At 57.8% G+C, this 20,804-nt stretch carries 17 protein-coding genes and 1 tRNA gene; 12 read left to right on the forward strand and 6 right to left on the reverse strand.

What is annotated here, in order from left to right:
- Positions 1–12 precede the first annotated feature (12 nt).
- Positions 13–1,755, forward strand: coding sequence for a protein adenylyltransferase SelO (locus HP15_RS03095; RefSeq protein WP_014576140.1), 1,743 nt, complete (start codon positions 13–15; stop codon positions 1,753–1,755).
- Between the two features lie 115 nt (positions 1,756–1,870).
- Positions 1,871–3,754 (forward strand): hypothetical protein, encoded by a 1,884-nt coding sequence (locus HP15_RS03100; RefSeq protein ID WP_014576141.1) that lies wholly within the window; start codon positions 1,871–1,873, stop codon positions 3,752–3,754.
- A 128-nt stretch (positions 3,755–3,882) separates the two neighbouring features.
- Here the strand turns inward: HP15_RS03100 and HP15_RS03105 are convergent.
- A tRNA-Leu gene (locus HP15_RS03105) sits at positions 3,883–3,969 on the reverse strand.
- Positions 3,970–4,220: 251 nt separating this feature from the next.
- Between HP15_RS03105 and rnr the strand changes: the two genes are divergently transcribed.
- From rnr to alr, 8 genes are all read left to right on the forward strand, one after another.
- Entirely contained in the window at positions 4,221–6,797 is a 2,577-nt protein-coding gene (gene rnr / locus HP15_RS03110) for a ribonuclease R (RefSeq protein WP_041644974.1), read from the forward strand.
- 15 nt (positions 6,798–6,812) lie between these two features.
- Positions 6,813–7,550 (forward strand): 23S rRNA (guanosine(2251)-2'-O)-methyltransferase RlmB, encoded by a 738-nt coding sequence (gene rlmB / locus HP15_RS03115; RefSeq protein ID WP_014576144.1) that lies wholly within the window; start codon positions 6,813–6,815, stop codon positions 7,548–7,550.
- 245 nt (positions 7,551–7,795) lie between these two features.
- Positions 7,796–8,212, forward strand: a complete 417-nt coding sequence (gene rpsF / locus HP15_RS03120) for a 30S ribosomal protein S6 (RefSeq protein WP_008176389.1) — start codon at positions 7,796–7,798, stop codon at positions 8,210–8,212.
- Between the two features lie 25 nt (positions 8,213–8,237).
- A complete protein-coding gene (gene rpsR / locus HP15_RS03125) occupies positions 8,238–8,468 on the forward strand; it encodes a 30S ribosomal protein S18 (protein ID WP_007154918.1) in 231 nt (76 codons plus the stop codon).
- Between the two features lie 26 nt (positions 8,469–8,494).
- Positions 8,495–9,361, forward strand: a complete 867-nt coding sequence (locus HP15_RS03130; RefSeq protein WP_008176381.1) for a hypothetical protein — start codon at positions 8,495–8,497, stop codon at positions 9,359–9,361.
- Between the two features lie 20 nt (positions 9,362–9,381).
- Positions 9,382–9,828, forward strand: a complete 447-nt coding sequence (gene rplI / locus HP15_RS03135) for a 50S ribosomal protein L9 (RefSeq protein WP_008176379.1) — start codon at positions 9,382–9,384, stop codon at positions 9,826–9,828.
- Positions 9,829–10,059: 231 nt separating this feature from the next.
- Positions 10,060–11,466, forward strand: a complete 1,407-nt coding sequence (gene dnaB, locus HP15_RS03140; RefSeq protein ID WP_041644976.1) for a replicative DNA helicase — start codon at positions 10,060–10,062, stop codon at positions 11,464–11,466.
- Complete coding sequence (alr, locus tag HP15_RS03145; protein WP_014576149.1) at positions 11,466–12,542, forward strand: alanine racemase; 1,077 nt, start codon at positions 11,466–11,468, stop codon at positions 12,540–12,542. The genes dnaB and alr overlap by 1 nt, the downstream gene beginning before the upstream one ends.
- 17 nt (positions 12,543–12,559) lie before the next feature.
- Here the strand turns inward: alr and HP15_RS03150 are convergent, their stop codons facing one another.
- Positions 12,560–12,916: a hypothetical protein gene (locus HP15_RS03150; protein ID WP_014576150.1), complete on the reverse strand. Its 357-nt coding sequence runs from the start codon at positions 12,914–12,916 to the stop codon at positions 12,560–12,562.
- Between the two features lie 149 nt (positions 12,917–13,065).
- Between HP15_RS03150 and HP15_RS03155 the strand changes: the two genes are divergently transcribed.
- Positions 13,066–13,944 carry an SDR family oxidoreductase gene (locus HP15_RS03155; protein ID WP_008176370.1) on the forward strand — a complete coding sequence of 293 codons (879 nt, stop codon included), beginning with the start codon at positions 13,066–13,068 and terminating at the stop codon, positions 13,942–13,944.
- Positions 13,945–13,971: 27 nt separating this feature from the next.
- Here the strand turns inward: HP15_RS03155 and fnr are convergent, their stop codons facing one another.
- The 3 genes from fnr to ylqF all read right to left on the reverse strand — a co-directional run bounded on the left by fnr (position 13,972) and on the right by ylqF (position 17,144).
- Positions 13,972–14,721: a fumarate/nitrate reduction transcriptional regulator Fnr gene (gene fnr / locus HP15_RS03160; RefSeq protein ID WP_014576153.1), complete on the reverse strand. Its 750-nt coding sequence runs from the start codon at positions 14,719–14,721 to the stop codon at positions 13,972–13,974.
- Positions 14,722–14,860: 139 nt separating this feature from the next.
- Positions 14,861–16,069, reverse strand: a complete 1,209-nt coding sequence (gene fabB, locus HP15_RS03165; RefSeq protein WP_041644978.1) for a beta-ketoacyl-ACP synthase I — start codon at positions 16,067–16,069, stop codon at positions 14,861–14,863.
- A 136-nt stretch (positions 16,070–16,205) separates the two neighbouring features.
- Positions 16,206–17,144, reverse strand: a complete 939-nt coding sequence (gene ylqF, locus HP15_RS03170) for a ribosome biogenesis GTPase YlqF (protein ID WP_014576155.1) — start codon at positions 17,142–17,144, stop codon at positions 16,206–16,208.
- 242 nt (positions 17,145–17,386) lie between these two features.
- Between ylqF and HP15_RS03175 the strand changes: the two genes are divergently transcribed.
- The gene (locus HP15_RS03175; RefSeq protein WP_227499692.1) at positions 17,387–17,851 is read left to right on the forward strand and encodes a Spy/CpxP family protein refolding chaperone; all 465 of its coding nucleotides are present in this window, start codon (positions 17,387–17,389) and stop codon (positions 17,849–17,851) included.
- 435 nt (positions 17,852–18,286) lie between these two features.
- Here HP15_RS03175 and HP15_RS03180 read toward each other — a convergent pair whose 3' ends face one another.
- Entirely contained in the window at positions 18,287–20,773 is a 2,487-nt protein-coding gene (locus HP15_RS03180) for an efflux RND transporter permease subunit (protein ID WP_014576157.1), read from the reverse strand.
- Positions 20,774–20,804: the final 31 nt, after the last annotated feature.

The raw sequence follows: 20,804 nt of genomic DNA on the forward strand, positions 1-20,804 counted from the left end.
GGAGAGGCACAGATGAACAAGCCGTTGTCGCGAGAACCCCGTTTCGAAGTGACCAACCTCGAAGAACTTGCACCGATGGCAGACTATTCCCTCATGGATAGTCTGAACTGTGATCCGGATGCCACTCCCGATGGTGTGGATCATCAGCCAAGGCAGGTTTATTCGGGACATTATGTGCCGGTCAGGCCCACGGCCATCGAAACCCCTGAATACGTTGCCCACAGTGAGGATTTGTTCCGCGAACTGGGCTTTGCCGACAGCCTGGCCCAGTCCGACGACTTTATCCGGATGTTCTCCGGCGACCTCTCGCTTGTACCGGAGCCGATGCGAAAACTGGGCTGGGCCTCTGGCTACGCGCTTTCCATCTACGGCAACGAATACACCCAACAGTGCCCGTTTCAGACCGGCAACGGCTACGGAGACGGTCGTGCCATTTCGGTACTCGAAGCCGTTTTCAACGGTCGGCGCTGGGAAATGCAGCTCAAGGGTGGCGGGCAGACCCCGTATTGTCGCGGTGGCGATGGCCGCGCCGTTCTGCGTTCCAGCGTTCGTGAATTCCTGGCGCAAGAGCACATGCACGCCCTGGGTGTGCCAACCTCGCGATCACTGAGCCTCTATGTCTCGAAAACGGAGCGGGTGCGACGTCCCTGGTACTCCGAGGGTTCACATTCCCGGGATCCCGACCAGCTCGTTTCGGAGCCGGTTGCCATTTCCACCCGCGTTGCGCCTTCCTTCATCCGGGTTGGCCAGCTTGAACTCTTTGGTCGCAGGGCCAGAAAACAGGAGCATCCTCGAGCAATCGAAGAGCTCGAACAGCTGGTGCTGCACCTGATTGATCGGGAGTACAGCGGGGTCATTGACCAGACGCTCGCGACTCCCACCAAAGTCGTCATGCTTGCACAGGCGTTCCGCGGCCGCCTTGCCTCGCTGGTCGCAAGCTGGATCCGAGTTGGCTATTGCCAGGGCAATTTCAACAGCGACAACTGCGCCGCTGGCGGCTTCACACTGGATTACGGGCCTTTCGGCTTCTGCGAAGTGTTTGAGCCGTTTTATCAACCGTGGACCGGTGGCGGACAACACTTTGCTTTCCTGAATCAACCGGCGGCCGCCGAGCAGAACTTCAAGAGTTTCTGCTCGGCCCTCCGTCCACTGCTCAATGGCCATGAAGAGGAACTGGCTCAGCTCGATGAGATTCAGAAGGGTTTTCCGGAGGTGATGCAGGCGGAAATGGAACGGATGTGGTCAGCGAAACTGGGGCTGAAAGGTTTTGACGCCGAACTTTTCCGGGAGCTGATGATGCTGATGACCCGTACCCCGGTGGATTACACCATTTTCTTTCGTGAGCTGTCCTCGGTACCCGACGATATTGAGCCACTAAAGCAGAGCTTTTACAGGTCACTGGATGAAGCAGGTGGAACTGATTCGGAAGGGCTTCTCAAGCGGTGGTCCGAATGGCTTGCCAAGTGGAAATGCCAGATTGAAATCGACGGAGCGGGCAACGGTTCCCGGCTCCGCGAGGAGCTCTCCCGGGACATGAAACTCGTGAACCCGAAATACACCATGCGCGAGTGGTTCGTGGTTCCGGCCTATCAGCAAGCTGCTGACGGTGATTATCTGCCACTGAGGGAACTGCAAAAAGTATTGAATCAACCCTATGACGAGCAATCGGATGGGGTTGAGCATCGCTACAACCGTCTAAAGCCTTTCGAGCTGTTCGATCTCGGCGGGTTTTCCCATTACAGCTGTTCGTCGTGAAGAGTGTCCCGTCTGGTTACCAAACTTTACAAATTGCCAAACCTATCAAGGTCTCCGGCCACCACATCCCCTAAAGTAGCGGCACAACCTCTAACAAGGATAAACGGTTGCCGCGATGAAACGCCTGATAGGTTTCTCTGTGTCTGTTCTCTCCCTCGCTCTGGCCGGTTGCGGCGAGGAATCCGATGAACTGCCCGTGGACGGGCGGGATTTTGATGGTGTGGAGTACAGTGAGCCGGCGCCCTATACCGGCAAGGTTATCGACGGATACCTGAACAACGCCCGGGTCTGGCTGGATATGGATGGCGACAGCCAGTTTACGCCGGGGCCCCTGGTCATCGAACTGGATAACGGGGCAGAAGTCACCCTTGCCTCGGGTGAGCCCACGGCAATGAGCGGTACCGGTGGCCGTTTCACAATCGACATCTCGGAGTTGGTTCTACCCCCTTCCGTGGGCCCGGACCTGGATCCCAGGGACTATCCGTTACATGCCGTAGCCCTGCCGGGTAAAACCCTTGAGGAAACACGCAACGGCGAGGTGCCGGTGGCCAGCGCCTATCTGATGTCGGCGCCTCCCGGTGTCCGCAATATCACGCCACTGACAACACTGGCCCGTTACCGGGGCGTTGTCGGGCTGGGTTCGTTCCTGGAAACGCCACCTGGCGTTGCTGCCAGCCTGGCGGACCTGAATCTGGTGCGGGATTACATTCTCGCCCAGGACGACCGCTCACACGCCTACGCCAGGGCATTGGCAAGATTCATGGCCAGTCAGATCCCCGCGGCCTACAACGACCTGCTGGCAGCAGAGAACAGTGACGGCACGGAGCGATTCCTGAGCAGGGAAGCGGCGTTTCTGCTGGGCGTCTCTCTGATTCAGAATGCCGCGGACGTTATTGCGGTGGTCGATACTGCTGCTCAGGGTGACTTTGCCAATGTCGATGCCGACGCCCTGACCCTGCCCGAAGTGGATGTGGAATTGAGCGATCCCGTGCTGCTCACCGGCCAGAAGGTATACGCCGAGCCTTCCAACCAGGACACCCTGCCTGCCAATCGTTCAGGCCTGCAGATCTCCGCCGAGCTGGCCTTCGATTACAGTGAGAGCGGGCGTCTGCTATCCGTCTCGGCGAATGGCTGTCTGTCACCGTCCATGCCGGAGTTGGCGCGCCTGATCGGTGTAAATGGTTATATGGCGAACCTGCACACCCAGTGGCTACCCTCTGCCGCACTGTCGGAGCAGAGCCGCTTGAATTTCGATGAAGACGGAACGGATGAGCGTCTGATTTTCGACTGGGACAACCGCCTTGCCTATTTCGAAACCAGTACCACCTGCCATCAGTATCGCGGGATTTCAGCAGGCTCGACTGAGCTCGGCGGTAACCCCGAGGTAACCTACAGCTGGACAAAGGACAGTGGTGAGCTGGCCGAGCTGGTTGCAGAGTATGGCGCCGGCAAGACCCGCACGCTGGTTCCGGACATGGCGAATTCGTCTTCTGTGTTTCCGGGTTACCGGCTTTCAGAGCAGGGCAGTGAGGTGGAGGCCGTGACGTTTGCGGTCGGCATCAGTAACTGCACCCCGCAAGAGGATGCCGTGGACGCGAATCAGGTTGTCACTGGCGTTCAGCCTTACCAGTTTTCGGGCTACGACCCTCAGCCCGAGGGTTTTACCGATACCGTCCTGGAATTCGACCGCAGGGAGTTTTCCGGCCCGGAGCAACCGGATCTTCGACTGCTGCGATACGGATTCCTCGATCCCGATCGTCTTGGGCTAGACAGGGTAACCGGGGATGGCAGTTTCGAGTGGGTGATGAATTACCCGACAGCAGGCGGGCCGGGCTTCGTTGCTGAACAACCGAATCTTATTCGTGATGCCTACCTGACACGATACAGTGCGGGCGGTGACTGTGGCCGCGAGTTCGAGGGCATTCCCAGCTCCGCGTATGCGCGGGTGGAGTATAGCTACCAGCGTTTGTCTGAGTATCTGGTTGAACTGCTGGAATAGGTACTATTGAACCGGATTCTTTTCTGGCTGCAGGGAGCGCGTGCACGGGAGTTACAGGAGTTGGCTGTGCTTCAAAGGGAGTCAACATGTGGCCGGTTGGCCAATTTACCACTTCCTGAGGGAGGAAATGGTGCCGAGGAGAGGACTTGAACCTCCACGGGGTTGCCCCCACTAGCACCTGAAGCTAGCGTGTCTACCAATTTCACCACCTCGGCAGGTGATTTGCAGAACCTTAGCTTGTTGAAAACTAAACGTTTCTGCCAAGGTTGAGGTGTGTGCCTCAACCGATGGCGCGTACTTTAATAATTCCGGCCTGGGCTGTCAAACATTTTTTCGCAAAAAGAATGGCAGGTATTTATGCCTATTCCGGGCAGGTTGATAGGCAGGACCTCCATCCCAACGTTATACTCGTTGCAAACGAATCTATACTGTGCCGCGTTGGTGCAGCCTCAGGACAAGGATCCGAATGGTTTCCAGGAAGAAAAACGACCGGGATCCTCACGCCAGCCGTGAGGCCCAAAAATACGATAATCCTATTCAAAGCCGGGAATTTATCCTCTCGCATCTCAAGGATCGCGGGGCTCCCGCAACACATGAAACATTGTGTTCCGAGCTTGGTCAGTCTTCGGAGGAGGGTATTGAAGCCCTTCGGCGGCGTTTGATCGCCATGTGCCGGGATGGACAACTGATCTGCAATCGCCGTGGCGCCTACCTGCCCATTGAAGAAGCGGATCTGGTTACCGGTCGCGTGATCGGACACAAGGATGGCTTCGGGTTTCTGGTGCCGGACGATGGCGGCTCCGACCTGTTTCTTACAGCCCGCCAGATGCGACAGGTGTTTCACGGTGACCGGGTGGCTGCCCGGGTAGATCGGGTGGATGACCGCGGTCGACGTGAGGGTGTGATTGTCGAGGTTCTTGAATACCGGACCAGCCAGACAGTAGGGCGTTTTTTCCAGGAGAGCGGTATCAGCTTCGTGGTTCCGGAAAATGCGCGGATCAACCATGAGGTGCTCATTCCCCAGGAAAATTGCGGCAACGCCCGTCATGGCCAGTACGTGGTGGTGGATATTGTTCGTCAGCCTACCGTACGCACCCAGCCATTGGGCAAGGTTGTTGAGGTGCTGGGAGAGCATATGGCGCCGGGAATGGAGATTGACGTTGCCATTCGTTCCTACGACATTCCCCATAGCTGGCCACCCGCCGTGGGTGAGCAAACAGCCGCAATTCCGGAAGAAGTCACTGAAAAAGACAAGGTCAACCGGAAGGATATCCGCAATCTCAGGCTGGTAACGATCGACGACGAGACGGCACGGGATTTTGATGATGCCGTGTATTGCGAGCCAAGGGCCCGTGGTGGCTATCGTCTGCTGGTCGCGATTGCCGATGTTTCCCACTACGTCCGTCCAGGTACACCATTGGACGAAGAGGCGGTAAACCGCAGTACGTCGGTTTATTTCCCGGATCACGTTGTGCCAATGCTGCCGGAAAAGCTGTCCAACGGCCTGTGTTCGCTGAACCCGGGGGTCGACCGCCTCTGCATGGTGGCCGATATGACCATCAGCGCCGCTGGCAATATCAGCAGCTACAGTTTTTATCAAGCGGTCATGTTCAGTCATGCTCGGCTTACCTATAACAAGGTAAGCACCATGCTGGAGCACCCGGACACCGAACAGGGCTACAAGCTGTGTGAGCAATACGCCAACGTGCTCCCGCAGTTGCACAATCTTTATGGCCTCTACCAGTTGTTGCGCAAGGCCCGTACCGAGCGTGGTGCAATTGACTTCGAAACCACCGAAACCAAGATTGTGTTTGACGCCGACCGGAAGATAGAAGAGATCGTTCCGGTGCAGCGCAACGACGCCCACAAGATCATCGAGGAGTGCATGCTGTGTGCGAACGTTGCCACAGCGCGATTCCTGAAAAAACACAAACTGCCGGCACTCTACCGGGTCCATGATGGCCCGTCAGAAGAGCGACTTAATGCAGTGCGGCTGTTCCTGGGTGAGCTGGGTCTGCAATTGGGGGGTGGCGATAGCCCCACGTCTGCGGACTATCAGGAGCTGCTGAACAGTATCAAGGATCGCTCGGATGCCAATGTGATCCAAACGGTAATGCTGCGTTCGCTCAGCCAGGCCGTCTACAGTCCGGAAGAGGGTGGCCATTTTGGCCTTGGCTATGCAGGCTATGCCCACTTTACGTCGCCGATCCGGCGTTATCCGGACCTCATTAATCACCGGGCCATCAAGTCGGTTATTCACGGCGGGCAGCCTTCCAAGGATGTAGTTCCGCCACCGAAGCCGGATCCCGAGCTTGCCGAATATCCTTACGATATGGCCCGGATGGAGCAGCTGGGTGAGCATACCTCGATGGCAGAGCGCCGTGCCGATGATGCCACCCGTGACGTCATGGCCTGGCTGAAGTGTGAGTACCTCAGTGATCATGTCGGTGAGGAGTACGACGGTGTCATTGCGTCCGTTGTGCCCTTCGGTTTCTTTGTGGAGCTTTCTGGCGTCTACATAGAGGGGCTGGTGCACGTGTCGACGCTCAGCGGTGACTTCTTCCATCACGATTCAGCCAAGCATCGCCTCATCGGTGAGCGCACGGCAATGAGCTTCCGGCTTGGTGATGAGGTTCGTGTGAAGGTCGTTCGGGTTGGGATGGAAGATCGCAAGATCGACCTGGAGCTGATCAGTGAGCCCGTGCATCGACAGGCAGATCGTGACGCGCTCAAGGTTCCAGATAAAGGCGAGCGAGGAAAGGGCAAGCGCGGCCCCGGCAAAGGTGGCAAGCCGCCCGGCAGAACCAAGCCTGGCCAGAAGAGTGCGTCACCCGGCGAGCCTGGCCTGAAGCGCCCGAGGAAACGCCCGGCGTCGGCGTCATCGAAGAAAAAGGGGCCTGAGGCCTTCGATGATAATGAAACGCCATCTGCCAGAGATGAGCTGGTTGCAAAGGCTGCGAAACTTGCCCTGAAAAAAGGCAAGAAGGGCAGTGGCGCTGGCAAAGACGACAAGAAAGCCAAGCCGCGAAAATCAGGCAAGTAACAGGAATCAGAACCAGTGTCCGGAGAGTTTGTGTTTGGCTGGCACGCGGTTGAGGCTGTCCTCAAGCGCGAGCCTGAGCGTTTTCAGCAGGTCTGGATTCAGACCGGCCGGCAGGATAAGCGGGTCAAGAGCATTACCGATACCCTGGACGGCCTTGGGGTGAAATGGAAGGTCGTGCACCGGAAGGAGCTTGATGAGCGGGTGTCCGGTGTCCATCAGGGTGTTGTGGCGGCTGTCAGTGAAAGCCGGGAATGGACCGAAGATGATCTGCTGGCCCAGTTGGCCGCCAGTGACAAACCGCCGTTCCTCCTAGTACTTGATGGCGTAACCGATCCTCACAATCTTGGTGCCTGCATGCGCACCGCAGATGCGGCTGGTGTTCAGGCGGTTATCGTGCCCAAGGACAAGTCTGCGTCACTGACGCCGGTTGCCCGAAAGGTCGCCTGTGGGGCTGCCGAAACGGTGCCCTTTGTGCGAGTCACCAACCTTGCCCGCTTTCTGCGCAGTTTGCAGGATCAGGGTGTCTGGCTGATTGGCACCGCCGGTGAGGCGGACGCCACCCTTTACCAAGCCGATTTCAAAGGGCCGGTAGCGCTAGTGATGGGCGCCGAAGGCAAGGGTATGCGCCGGCTCACCCGCGAGCACTGCGATCAGCTGATCAATATCCCCATGCTCGGCCACGTAGACAGCCTCAACGTCTCTGTGGCTACGGGTGTTTGCCTATACGAAGCACTGCGCCAGCGGCTTGGTTAACCCTTGCACACAGGGCCTTCCCCGCCTAGAATACGTGACCCCTTTTTTAAGGGGTGGTTTTGTATTGCCTGATTGCAGGCAATACCGGGCCAAGCTTTTGATCAAGCCTTTCTTGTAAAGCCTTATTGATAAAGCAAAAAGAAACCGGCAGCAGCAGCTGTCAACTCCTTGCTTTCATGTTTGTCGGTCGCGGGTTCAACGCCGTACCGGTAAAAAGGAAGCTGTTTAAACCGTAGGGAGAACTCATGCGTCACTACGAAATCGTTTTTATGGTACATCCGGATCAGAGCGAGCAGGTGCCCGCGATGATCGAGCGTTATACCGGCGTCATCACTGAAGATGGCGGCAAGGTACATCGCCTGGAAGATTGGGGCCGTCGTCACCTGGCATACCCGATCAACAAGATTCACAAGGCTCACTACGTACTGATGAACGTTGAATGTTCACAGGCCGCGATGGACGAGCTGACTCACAACTTCCGTTTCAACGATGCAATCATCCGCGACATGATCCTGCGCCGTGATGGTGCGGATACAGACCTGTCCCCGATGAAAGCTTCCGAGTCCCGTGAAGACCGTCGTGGCGGCGATGATCGCCCGCGTCGTTCAGCCGAATCTGACGAGCCACGTCAGCGTGCTGAAACCCAGGACGAAGAAGAGTAATTAACCGGAGTTGAGGAGTTAAGTTATGGCTCGTTTTTTCAGACGTCGTAAGTTCTGCCGCTTCACGGCAGAGGGTGTTAAGGAGATCGATTACAAAGATCTGGACACCCTGAAAGGCTACATCACTGAAACCGGCAAAATCGTGCCCAGCCGCATCACCGGCACCAAAGCACGTTATCAGCGTCAGCTGGCTACCGCTATCAAGCGTGCCCGCTACCTGGCACTGCTGCCGTACTCGGACAGCCACGATAACTAAGTAACAGAAACACAGGACTTGGGACCATGCGTGCACTTGCACAGTATGTAATGCGCGGTCCCTTCCAGGCCGGCGGGGTAGCAGCAGTCACGACTGCAGTGCCCTTGTTGTTCTGGATTGGCGCAGCCGTTGTCGGCCTGGTTATTCTCAGGCTTGGCATCAGTCAGGGGCTCAATATCGGGCTCTGGGCATTACTTCCGGCGCTTGGCTGGAGCATTTTCGGGCAGGACCCGACCGCTCTGGCTGTATTGCTCCAGGTGATGCTCATGGCGTCGCTGATCAGAACTACGCAGTCCTGGGAAAAAGCCCTGCTTGCGGGAAGCTTTCTCGCAATCGTCACAGGCCTGATGTTGCCTGTGGTCTACCCGGGCTTGCTGGATGATCTGGTCCAGGCCGGGGTAAGCTTTTACCAACAGTACAATGCCGAAATCGCGCAGAGTCTCGGCGATGACCTCGACAGGGTTATCCGCGACACGATGAACGCGAGTATGGCCGGCACCTACCTGGCAACGGGTGTGGGCATGACCATGCTGGCGCGCTCCTGGCAGGCGGGGCTTTATAACCCCGGCGGGTTCCGCAAGGAATTCCATAGCCTGCGGCTGTCGGCGCCGATTGCGGTGTTGTGTGCAGTGACCATGGTGGTTGGTCCGATCCTCGGGCTGAATTCCATGTTGCTTGCCTGGGCTGCGGGAACACCGCTGTTCCTGGCCAGCCTGGCACTGGTGCACGGCGTTGTTGGTTTGAAAAAGCTCAGTGGGAACTGGTTGGCGATGTTTTATGTAGCGCTGATCCTTTTGGGCCCAAGCCTGATGATTCTGTTAGTGGTTCTGGCTTTTGTGGATAGCTGGCTGGATATCCGGAGGCGTATAAGCCCTGCCGGGCCGGCTGAATAAAGCACGAAGAGGTTAACGAGATGGAAGTTATTCTGCTCGAGAAAGTTGCAAACCTTGGCTCCCTGGGTGACAAGGTAAAGGTTAAGGCCGGTTACGGTCGTAATTTCCTGCTTCCTTATGGCAAGGCTGTACCTGCCACTGAAGCAAACCTGAAGGCGTTCGAAGAGCGTCGTGCCGAGCTTGAGAAAGCAGCTGCTGAGAAGCTGTCTGCTGCCCAGGCTCGCGCCGAGGCCCTCGAGGGTGCCGCTTTCACCATCAGCTCCAAGGCCGGTGAAGAAGGCAAGCTGTTCGGTTCTATCGGTGTGCGCGACATCGCTGACGCGATCACTGCCGGTGGTACCGAAGTAGAGAAGAGCGAAGTTCGTCTGCCGGAAGGCCCGATCCGGGTGACTGGCGAGTACGAGATCGAGCTTCAGCTGCACTCCGACGTTGAAGTAAGCGTCAAGCTGGCGGTTGTTGCCGAGTAAGCCGTTTTCTCTGGAAACGGTGCTGGGGTTGACCCGGCTCTGGTAATACGCTGGTGGCCCCACTGCCTCTTTGGAGGCTGGTGCCGGCCAACCTGACAGGCCCGAACCGCATCTTGCGGCTTTCGGGCCTGTTGCTTTCTGGTATGCTGTTAAGTCCCTGTAACCCCCTCCCATTGCTTCGGCAGGTCGCTTAAACTGTCGTGGTTATGATGTGCAACTGAAGATGTGTTCATGGCCAAGCCCAATCTGAAGCCCGCGAGTACCGATCTCGAAACCAGCCGGATCAAGGTTCCCCCTCATTCTGTCGAAGCAGAGCAGGCAGTCCTGGGTGGCCTGATGCTGGACAATCGCCGGTTTGACGAGATCTCCGAGGTGATTTCGGCCGCCGATTTTTACCGACAGGACCACCGGCTGATCTTTGGCGCCGTGGAGCGCCTTGCCAGTGAGAGTGAGCCGCTGGATGTGGTAACCCTTGCCGAATTCCTCGAGCGGGCCGGTGATATCGAAGATGCCGGTGGTTTGTCCTATCTGGCCGAGCTGGCCGAGAAAACCCCGGGCGCCGCAAACATCCGTGCCTACGCCGATATCGTCCGGGAACGCTCCATTCTGCGCCAGCTGGTGGAGGTGTCCGGCAAGATTTCCGATTCGGCCTTTAATCCACTCGGGCGAAACAGCAATGAGATTCTGGATGAGGCTGAGCGCAGCGTTTTCCAGATTGCCGAAGCGCGGGTCAAGGAGGGTTCCGGGCCGCAGGCCATCAACCCCATTCTGGCCAAGACCCTGAGCCGGATTGAGGAACTTTTTGAGTCGGGTGAGCAGACCACCGGCCTGACCACCGGCTTCAAGGATCTGGATGAGCAGACCTCGGGCATGCAGCCCTCGGACCTGATCATCGTGGCGGGTCGCCCCTCCATGGGTAAGACGACCTTTGCGATGAATATTGTCGAGAACGCCCTGATCAGCACCGGCACGCCGGTTCTGGTGTTCAGTATGGAGATGCCGGCGGATGCCCTTGCCATGCGTATGCTCTCGTCGCTCGGGCGCATTGACCAGACCAAGGTTCGCGGCGGCAAGCTGGAAGAAGACGACTGGCCCCGGCTGACGTCGGCTGTGAGCCTTCTGAAAGACAAGCCGCTTTATATCGACGATACGCCGGGCCTGAGCCCCACCGAGATGCGTTCCCGGGCGCGCCGTATTGCCCGGGAAAACGACGGCAAGATTGGCCTGATCATGGTCGACTACCTGCAGCTTATGCGGGTGCCCGGCAACACCGAGGGTCGGACCGCTGAGATCTCGGAAATTTCCCGGTCACTGAAGGGTATCGCCAAAGAGTTGAGTTGCCCGGTGGTGGCCCTGTCCCAGCTTAACCGGAGTCTTGAGCAGCGGCCGAACAAGCGCCCGGTGAACTCGGATTTGCGGGAATCCGGCGCCATCGAGCAGGACGCCGACGTCATCATGTTTGTGTACCGGGATGAAGTCTACAACGAGGACACCCCGGACAAGGGCATTGCCGAGATCATTATTGGTAAGCAGCGGAATGGCCCCATCGGCACTATACGGCTTGCGTTTATCGGCAAGTACACGAAATTCGAAGATCTGGCCCACGGCGATTACAGCGACTACGGCGGGGAGTATTGATGCCCCGCAGTACGATTGCCAGGATCGATCTGGACGCCTTGCGCCGGAACTTCCAGACCGCCCAGCGGCGGGCAGGCGGGGCCAGGGTGATGGCCGTGGTGAAAGCCGATGGCTATGGACACGGCATCGGGCCGGTGGCTTCGGCGCTGGATAGCCTGGCGCCGAAATACGCAGTGGCTTGCCTGGAAGAGGCGCGTGCCATTCGGGAAACAGGTCTGATACAGTCGGTCGTTCTGCTGCAGGGTGTCCACGCTGAAGCGGATATCGATGAATGCGCCCGGAGTGGCTTTGAGCCGGTTTTCCACAGTTTCCAGCAACTGGCGTGGCTGGAGCGTCTGGATACATGGCCCGCTTTCTGGCTGAAAGTGAACAGCGGTATGAATCGTCTCGGCTTTCATCCGGACGAACTGGCCGGGGTGATGAGCCGGTTACAGGCCATGAGCGCTGATACAGAACTCCTGGGGTTCGTCACGCATTTTGCGTGCGCCGACGATCCCGACAGCGCAATGACGGCGCAGCAGACTGCGGTGTTCGAAAAGGCCACGTCTTCGTTCCCGGATTTAATGAAGAGCGTTGCCAATTCGGCCGCCCATTTTCGACCGGGCCAGCCGATGTTTGACTGGAGCCGCCCCGGAATCATGTTGTATGGCGGCTCACCAATGGTGGGCACGACCGGTCCCGAGCTTGGCCTCGAGCCGGTTATGTCGCTTGAGGCGCCGTTGATCAGCACCCGGATGGTGCCGGCGGGCGAGTCTGTTGGCTATGGGGCCAGCTGGGTTGCCGATCGGGACACCCGGATGGGCATGGTCGCGATCGGTTACGGTGATGGCTACCCCCGGCATGCCGGCACCAATACGCCTGCGGCGATCAACGGCCAGCGGATCAGACTGATTGGCCGGGTATCCATGGACATGCTGGCGGTGGACCTCACCAATGCACCCGATGCGAAGGAGGGTGACAGCGTTGAACTCTGGGGTCGCACCGTGGGGGTCGATGAGGTAGCCGCCTGTGCCGGCACCATCTCCTACGAGTTGATGACCGGCATCACCGGGCGGGTACCGCGGCAATACCGGTAGCGTTGTGGCGCGCTTTTTCAGCCCGGTTCCGGTTCGTGAATGATTTCCTCGATAAAGTCGAGAATGGCAGCGAGGCTGCGGCCGTCCAGCTTTTTGAGCACCTTGTGCACGACCATCTTGCTGCCTTTAAGCATGCTGCTGATGCCCATTTTGGCCATGCCCATCATCATGCTGCCGGCATGCAGGCGGCGAAGCGGCTCCAGGAAAAAGAAGTCCAGACCTTCTTCGGTCATGTCCACAATCAGGTTGAAGAGTTTGTCGATGGCTTCCTTGTCGGCCTTGCCGCGTTCGCGCAGTTCGCCGACGGTATACAGGGCCCGGGTTCGCAACTCATCAGGGATCGGCGCCACAATGTGGCTCTGTTGTTTCAGCATGACAGTTCCTGTTGTTGTATGCTCTTGAAAGAAATAGCAAAGCATTAAATTCAGACTGCATCAGTGTAGGCGCCGGAATCCAGAAGCCATTGGCCAGACCGGTTCCGAAATAACGTCACATCGGTGATATCGGGAGGCATTGAATCCTCGTGCATGTACTTGTTGTTCACGATTACGGCCCTTTGGGGAAGGTTTTGCTGGAGCGCTTGCGGGCAACGCACCTGCACGTCAGCCCTTTGCTTGTCAGCGATCCCTCCAACGCCGATCTTGATGCACTGGAGAACTGGATTCCCGAAGATACCGACCTGATCGTAAATGCACTCTGGATGGCCGATCCGGAGGTCGCCGAGAATGATCCTGAGGGCGTCCATATGGCGGCATTCTCGCTACCGGTGGCCATGGCCGAGTTTGCACGTGATCGTGGTATGGCACTGCTCCAGCTGTCCTCCTGCTACGTGTTCGATGGCCGGAAGCAAAGCGGGTACATCACTTCCAATCCGGGGCAGCCGGTGAATGAGCTGGGTAACTGGCAATGGGAGTGCGAGCAGGCCCTGCGGACCCTGTTGCCTCGGCATATTATCCTGCGGACCGGCTGGAGCCTGGCACGGTTCATCCGGAAGGTGCAGGCCAGTACGGCTGCCGGTGAAATACTGTCACTACCCGGACGATGCCGGGGGCAACCCGTATCGGTCCGTGATCTGGCCCGGGTAATCGAGGCTGTGGTTCTGCAACTTGATTGCGGGGCCGAGGTCTGGGGCACCTATCAGTACGCCGGTGCTGAGGAAATCAATCTTTACGAGCTGGGCCTGGCGATTGCCGGGCTGCCCGGCATTCCCGAAGGGATCCGGGTGGTGGACGAGGTGCCCGAGTGGGGCCATCTTGAGCCGGTCAATACCACGCTGATCTGCACCAAGATCCGCAATACCTTCGGCATCAAGCAGATGCCCTGGCGCTCCGGCCTGGTGGATGAGCTGACGATGCTGAAAAAGAATAACGGCAGGGAAGTGGAGAGTGAGCCCGCCGGCTAGTGGCAACGGCGGGCAAAACGCAGTTTCTCAGTTATTGCACTGGCGGGAGAATTCCCGGCTGACCATTTGCAGGGCTTCGATATCCAGAAGTTCGACTTCCCGGCCCCGGGCCTTGATGATGCCCTGATTCTGAAAGCGCGTGAATACCCGGCTTACCGTTTCAACGGCGAGGCCCAGGAAGTTTGCGATGTCGTTCCGTGCCATGGGCAGACTGAAGTTGGTCGGCGACATACGGCGGCGCTGGAATCGGCTGGACAGCGACAAGAGCAGTGCAGCAATGCGCTCTTCAGCGGTGTTCTTGCTTAGCAGCATGGCCAGTTGATGGCTGTTCTGGATCTCCTGGCTCATCAGGTGATACATGTGGTGCTGCAACTCGGGCAGTTTGCCGGTCAGCTCCTCCAGTTTCTCCATCGGGAACTCACACACGCTGGTCCGTTCCAGAGCCTTGGCGGTGCACGCATAGTGTTCACTGCCAATGCTGTCCAGGCCCACTAGCTCCCCGGGCATGAAAAAGCCGGTCACCTGTTCCTCGCCATTCTCGGTAATGATCGACGTCTTTATGGAGCCGCTTTTTACCGCAAAACAGGAGCGGTAGGGCGTGCTCTGGTCGAAGATGTGTTCACCACGGTTGAAGATCCGCCCCTGCTGGACAATGTCTTCCAGCCGGTCGAGGTCATTCTCTTCAATTGCCAGGGGCAGGCACAGGTTGCTCAGACTGCACTGGTGGCAGGACGCCTTGAGGGGAGATGCCTGACGAAACGGAATTGCTTGAGCCATACGTGATAATCCGTCCGATTTGATCCATGTCAACTATGTACCTTAATACGGATGGCCGTCTTTGCCAATAATCAAGCTGGATGATCTTAGAATATATTTTTAAAAAATAAGGGCCCGCAGGCCCTTATGCATCGCGGTTTCAGAGCTTCTCGAATACCAGGGACGCGTTGGTTCCGCCGAATCCGAAACTGTTGGACATCACGGTGTTCAGCGAGGCTTCCCGACCTTCAGGGCCTACAATAGGAATATCGCTGATTTTCTCGTCCGGATTGTTCAGGTTCTTGGTGCCGGCAATGAACCCGTTCTGCAGCATCAGCAGCGAGTAGATGGCCTCCTGAACACCGGCAGCGCCGAGCGAATGACCAGAGAGTGATTTGGTTGAGGAAATGGCCGGGATGTCGGAACCGAAGGTGGCCCGCACCGCGCCCATCTCGGCAACGTCGCCAACCGGGGTGCTGGTGCCGTGGGCATTGATGTAGTCAATCTTGCCCCGGATGGTAGCCATCGCCTGCTTCATACAGCGCTGGGCACCTTCGCCGGAAGGCGCGACCATGTCATAGCCGTCCGAGGTGGCGCCGTAGCCGGTCAGCTCGGCAATGATGTTGGCGCCGCGTTTCTTCGCGTGTTCCAGTTCTTCCAGCACCATCATGCCGCCACCGCCGGCAATCACGAAACCGTCACGGCCGGCATCGAAGGGGCGGGAAGCCGTTTCAGGGGCGTCGTTGTATTTGGTGGACAGCGCTCCCATGGCATCGAACATCATGGTCAGGCTCCAGTCCTCTTCCTCACCGCCGCCGGCGAACACGATGTCCTGCTTGCCAGCCTGGATCTGCTCCATGGCGTGGCCGATGCAGTGGGCGCTGGTGGCACAGGCCGAAGACATGGAGTAGTTCACGCCACGGATCTTGTAGGCGGTGGCCAGGCAGGCAGACACTGTGCTGGTCATGATGCGGGGGACCATATAGGGCCCGATGCGCTTCACGCCTTTCTCGCGCATGATGTCGGTGGCTTCTACCTGGCTTGAGCAGGATGCGCCTCCGGAGCCGGCAATCAGGCCGGTGCGGTCGTTGGAGATCAGGTCTTCTGTCAGCCCCGCCTGGGCAATGGCCTGCTCCATGGACAGAAAACTGTACATGGCGGATGGGCCCATGAACCGGCGGATTTTGCGGTCGATAACGGATGTGTCCACATCCACCGAGCCTGCAATCTGGCTCCGGAAGCCCATTTCCTTATAGGTTTCGTTGAAGCGGATGCCTGATTTTCCATTCTTCAGGCTCTGGGTGACCTCGTCCAGTGAGTTTCCGAGGCAGGACACAATGCCCATGCCGGTGACGACGACGCGTCTCATAAGTTCCTCCTTACCGACCGGCCGAAATGGCCGATCCTGCGATCAATAACGTTATTTGACAGTCTAGGCGCTTTGGCCCGGATACGATATTTGACCTTGGTAAGGGGAGAAGGCCGGATATGGCGCCATAGAGTGTTTAGCGCTTGCCGCTTCGACCCTTTCTGGCCCCCTTCTTTGATCCGCTGGCCTCCTCGCGAGCGGCCTTCTCAGCCGCGGCTGCCTCGGCTTCCCGGGCTTCGCGCTCGACCATCTCAGGGGTTTCCAGCGAGATGCGTCCCAGAGTTCCGGCCCGGAATTCGTTGAGCAACACCTCCGACACCTTGTGCAGATCCGGGATGCCACCGCGGCCAAAGAATCTTCGCTTCTCGGCAATGCCGTCCATCAGCGCCAGGGCATCTTTCGGTAGTTCCGCGAAGCCGTAGCGGGTCCTGACCAAGTCCGGGTAGGCTTCCAGCAGGTACTCGGCCTCGAACATGGCCACATCCTCAAAGTCCAGAACCGCGCTTCGAATCGCCCCGGTAACCGCCAGACGGTAACCGCAGGCTTCGGGGGACAGCTTAGGCCAGAGAAAGCCGGGGGTGTCGTAGAGCAGAATATTGTTGGGCAGCTTGATAGCTTGCTGGGCCCTGGTTACTGCCGGTTCGTTCCCGGTTTTGGCCGCAGGTCGTCCCGCCAGTGTGTTGATCAGGGTGGACTTGCCGACGTTCGGAATGCCCAGGATCATCACTCGCAATGCGCTCTTCTGGCGATCGTGACCGGGCGTCATCTCTTCCGCCAGCTTCAGGATGGACAGTGCTTCATTGCGCTGGTTATGGGTAAGCGTGATGGCGCGAACCCCTCGTTCTTTCTCGATCCAGGCTAACCACTGCTCGGTAATTTCTGGATCCGCCAGGTCGCGCTTGTTCAATACCTTGATCAGTGGCGTATCACCACGAAGGGCCGGCACGAGCGGGTTTTCGCTACTGAAAGGAATACGCGCGTCAACCACTTCGATGATGAGATCCATCTGCGGCATGACTTTTTTGATCTCCTTGCGGGCCTTGTGCATATGCCCTGGAAACCAGTTAATGGCCATCTTGTCTGCTCCGGATGTGGTTAAACGGCGCCATTATGAAGGGGAATGACCAAACTTTCACATTTGTTTGAATCCGCGTGTGTGGCGGCTTTTGGCGCGGGATACTGAGAAGTATGTACAAAAAGAGGGCTGATCGGGGTGAAAAACAGTATCCGTATGTTTTAGGGTGTAGTCCCTGAACGATGAAACCAATGTATGTCGGTGGTATTCAGATTGTGGCCACCCTGTTAACGGAGACATTTATGAAGCTCGTAAAACTGTTTGGTACTGCCCTGGTAGCCCTCAGCCTGTCGGTCCCGGCCATGGCCCAGCAATCCGGTGGCCAGCCGGATCAGGTAGATCAACTGGCACAGATGGTGGGGCTGACCGAAGATCAGCAAACTGAAATCCGTGCCATCATCGACGAGATGCAGGGCGAAATCGGAGAACTCCGTCAGGAAGCCCGTGCGCTGCAGCAGCAGATGCAAGGTGAGATCAAATCAGACTTTGATGAAGCCGCTATTCGCGAGCAGGCCAAAGAACTGGGTGATGTGACCGGCGAGATCGCGGCTCTGTCCACTCTGATGCAGGCGAAGGTCGACAGCGTGTTTACCCAAGAGCAGCGCGACGAGTTGGATAAGCGCATGCAGCAGATGCAACAGCAAATGCAGCAGCGTCGTCAGATGCAACAACAGATGCAGCAGGGACAAGGCCAGGGCATGCAGTGATCCTGCTTTCACTTTAGCTGGGTTGGAGAAGGGCCGCATCTTTTGGTGTGGCCCTTTTTTTGTGCCCCTAGCCTGCTGGTTTGGCGGGAGGAACAGGGGTGTGGAGCCCTCCCAAAAACCGCTACGAGCACGTCCATGTGCGCTTGGCCGTGGCCATCCCTGGCCACAGACATTTTTGGGAGGGCTCCACACCCCTGTTCTTCAGACGGTTTAGTAATCGCTTACTGATCATAAGGTTGGCTGAAAGATTTGGCGCGGAGTGTCTTCCTATAACTCCTATTTCTGATGCTTGGCAGGTGTAGGCCTTTGCCAGAATGTCGGCGGCCAAGGATGGCCGACGTCAAGCGCACATGGATGTGCTCGGAGCGGTTCTGGCAAAGGCCTACACCTACCGAGCCACCCCAAAACCTAGAAGGCTAGGAGCCCAGCCCAAACCTACACTCCCGAGCCAAAGGGCTTAACGAGAACAATGAGCCGAGGAAGCAGCGTAAGCGCCCCCACCAGAGCCATGAACATGGCGAACCCCGTAAACAACCCGAAGTAGATGGTCGGGATGAAGTTGGACAGCACCAGTATCGAGAACCCGGAGATGATGGTCAGCGAGGTGAAAAACATGGCCTGGCCGATGCTTCGGTGGCAGCGGTGCATGGTGGCGATATAGTCGCCGTCTTTCTGGAACTCGGTTTTGAAGCGGTGGATGTAGTGGATGGTGTCGTCCACGGCGATGCCGACGGTGATGGCCGCCACGGTGATGGTCATCATATCCAGGGGAATGCCCAGCCAGCCCATCAGGCCGAGTACGGAGCCGGCGGCGATGAGGTTCGGGGCGATGCCGATCAGGGCCAGTTTCAGTGAGCGGAACAGGATCAGGAACATCAACATGATGGCGGCGAAGACTACGCCGATGGTTTTGATCTGGGAATCGAACAGGCTTTGCAGCATGTTGTTGTACATCACCGTCATGCCGGCAAAGAGTACCTGATCTTTCGAGTACCCCAGTTCCGTTGTCAGATGTTCATGGATGCGGTTCAAGAGCTCCTGTCGACGCAGTTCCGGCATGGTTTCCAGGATCCGGATGCTGAATCGGGCCTGGTCGTGCTCCTCGGAAATGTAAGGCGTCAGCAGGGTATCCTGCAGGTCGTCGGGAACGGCAGCGGGCACAAACGCCAGTTCCAGGGCGTCCAGAGGCTCGCCCTGGTTGATTTGGGCGAGGATATCCAGCGTGGTATTGATCGAGAGCACCTTGCCGGTCTCCGGTAGTCCGTCCAGGTAGTCGTGAACCGCCTCCAGTTGTTCCATTTTCTGGTAGGTGTACCAGGTATCGCGGTATTCCTCTCCGGCACCGCAGTCTTCCACGAACGGGTCGCAGTCACTGGCAAACGGGTCGCCGCCGCTCGCGCCTTCCGGTGGCGGATCGTCGGTGATAACCACGTCCAGGGGCGTGGTACCGCCCAGGCGGTTGTCGATGGTGATCATGCCCTGATGGATTTCGGTGGACGATTTGAAATAGTCGATAAAGCTGTTTTCCACCGTCAGCTTGTTCAGGCCGACTACGCAGAGCACTGCAATCAGGCCGGAGCCGACCAACACTGTCTTGCCGAAGTGTTCCGTGAACCGCGCAAAGGCATCGGTGAAGGGAACCCTGTCAGAGGTAACCCGGCTGTCCAGTGGTGGTGGCAACAGGGTGAGCAGGGCCGGGAAAACAATAAAGGTGATGAGAAAAGCCACGGTCAGGCCCAGGGTCATCATCCAGCCGAAATCGATGACCGGGCGAATGCCGCTGAAGGTGAGCGAGCCGAAGGCGACAATGGTAGTGATGGCCATGTAGAAGCAGGGCTTGATCATCGCCATTACGGTGTTGCGCAGGGTGTCTTTGGGGCTGGCTTCGGGCTCGTCGTGCTGGAATTCCCGGTAGCGCACGATCAGGTGGATGGTGAGCGACAGAGTCATGATCAGCAGCAGGGAAATGAAGTTGGAGGAGATAACCGTCACCGGCCACTGGGCCCAGCCCAGAAAGCCGACCATCAGCCAGACGGTGAAGCTGCAGCACAACAGTGGCACCAGAACCCAGCGCCACTGCCGAAAAATAATGGCCAGGGTGAGCAGCAGAAACGCAAGGACGCCGAGCCCGAAGGTAGACAGGTCGTTCTCGATGAAGCGGATCATGTCCGCCACAATCATGGGCACCCCACCCAAGTGGATGTCTGCGCCGTCGCGGTAGGTGTCGAGAATGGAGCGAACCGTGCGGATGGTGGCATCGCGCTCGACCCCGAGGGTTTCGGTAAAGTCGATGAAATCCTGTTTTACCTGTTCCAGTTCGGCCAACTCGGCCTCGGAGGCTTTGCCGGCATCGGCCTTGTCTCTCAGATCGTTGCGCTTTCTCAGCAGCTCAAAATAGCGATCCGGCGTGGGCAGGTTGACCTGTATGGCAGTGGTTCGCCCGTCTTCGCTGATCAGCAGGTTGGGGTAGAGCGGATTGTTCAGAAGCGCCTGGCGGGCTGTGTCCGGCGTTACATCGTGGTCGTCCAGGGTCTTGATCTCGCTGTCCACGGTATCCAGCGTCAGATCCGGGCTGTGGAGCAGGGGTACGTTCAGGATGCTGTTGGTTGAGCCCACGGATTCCAGGCCTTGCAGTTCATCCCGCAACGCGCCCAGTCTGGCCAGCCCATCTTCGGAGAACAGTTCACCTTCGGGGGTATAGGTGACGATCAGGAAATCGTCCGAGGTGGTAAAGCGACGGTTTACCTGGCGGTATTGTTCGAGGGAACGGTCGTTTTCCAGTACCAGCGATTCGGCGGAAGCATCCAGGCGGAATTCGCCGAATTTGATAGCGGCGATGGCTAGAAGGAGGCCAAAACCCGCAAGGATAATAACGGGATGCGGAAAAATCAGGCGGTCATACAGGGCGCGAAGACGATTCATGAACAACTACTCTGCCAGTTCAAACGAGTGC

The sequence above is a fragment of the Marinobacter adhaerens HP15 genome, from assembly GCF_000166295.1.
Taxonomy (GTDB): Bacteria; Pseudomonadota; Gammaproteobacteria; order Pseudomonadales; family Oleiphilaceae; genus Marinobacter; species Marinobacter adhaerens.

What these genes read in the sequence shown, in the direction of transcription:
- HP15_RS03095 (WP_014576140.1), top strand. Translation starts at nt 13, where the DNA reads ATGAACAAGCCGTTGTCGCGAGAACCCCGTTTCGAAGTGACCAACCTC.
- HP15_RS03100 (WP_014576141.1), top strand. Translation starts at nt 1,871, where the DNA reads ATGAAACGCCTGATAGGTTTCTCTGTGTCTGTTCTCTCCCTCGCTCTG.
- rnr (WP_041644974.1), top strand. Translation starts at nt 4,221, where the DNA reads ATGGTTTCCAGGAAGAAAAACGACCGGGATCCTCACGCCAGCCGTGAG.
- rpsF (WP_008176389.1), top strand. Translation starts at nt 7,796, where the DNA reads ATGCGTCACTACGAAATCGTTTTTATGGTACATCCGGATCAGAGCGAG.
- rpsR (WP_007154918.1), top strand. Translation starts at nt 8,238, where the DNA reads ATGGCTCGTTTTTTCAGACGTCGTAAGTTCTGCCGCTTCACGGCAGAG.
- HP15_RS03130 (WP_008176381.1), top strand. Translation starts at nt 8,495, where the DNA reads ATGCGTGCACTTGCACAGTATGTAATGCGCGGTCCCTTCCAGGCCGGC.
- rplI (WP_008176379.1), top strand. Translation starts at nt 9,382, where the DNA reads ATGGAAGTTATTCTGCTCGAGAAAGTTGCAAACCTTGGCTCCCTGGGT.
- dnaB (WP_041644976.1), top strand. Translation starts at nt 10,060, where the DNA reads ATGGCCAAGCCCAATCTGAAGCCCGCGAGTACCGATCTCGAAACCAGC.
- alr (WP_014576149.1), top strand. Translation starts at nt 11,466, where the DNA reads ATGCCCCGCAGTACGATTGCCAGGATCGATCTGGACGCCTTGCGCCGG.
- HP15_RS03150 (WP_014576150.1), bottom strand. Translation starts at nt 12,916, where the DNA reads ATGCTGAAACAACAGAGCCACATTGTGGCGCCGATCCCTGATGAGTTG.
- fnr (WP_014576153.1), bottom strand. Translation starts at nt 14,721, where the DNA reads ATGGCTCAAGCAATTCCGTTTCGTCAGGCATCTCCCCTCAAGGCGTCC.
- fabB (WP_041644978.1), bottom strand. Translation starts at nt 16,069, where the DNA reads ATGAGACGCGTCGTCGTCACCGGCATGGGCATTGTGTCCTGCCTCGGA.
- ylqF (WP_014576155.1), bottom strand. Translation starts at nt 17,144, where the DNA reads ATGGCCATTAACTGGTTTCCAGGGCATATGCACAAGGCCCGCAAGGAG.
- HP15_RS03175 (WP_227499692.1), top strand. Translation starts at nt 17,387, where the DNA reads ATGAAGCTCGTAAAACTGTTTGGTACTGCCCTGGTAGCCCTCAGCCTG.
- HP15_RS03180 (WP_014576157.1), bottom strand. Translation starts at nt 20,773, where the DNA reads ATGAATCGTCTTCGCGCCCTGTATGACCGCCTGATTTTTCCGCATCCC.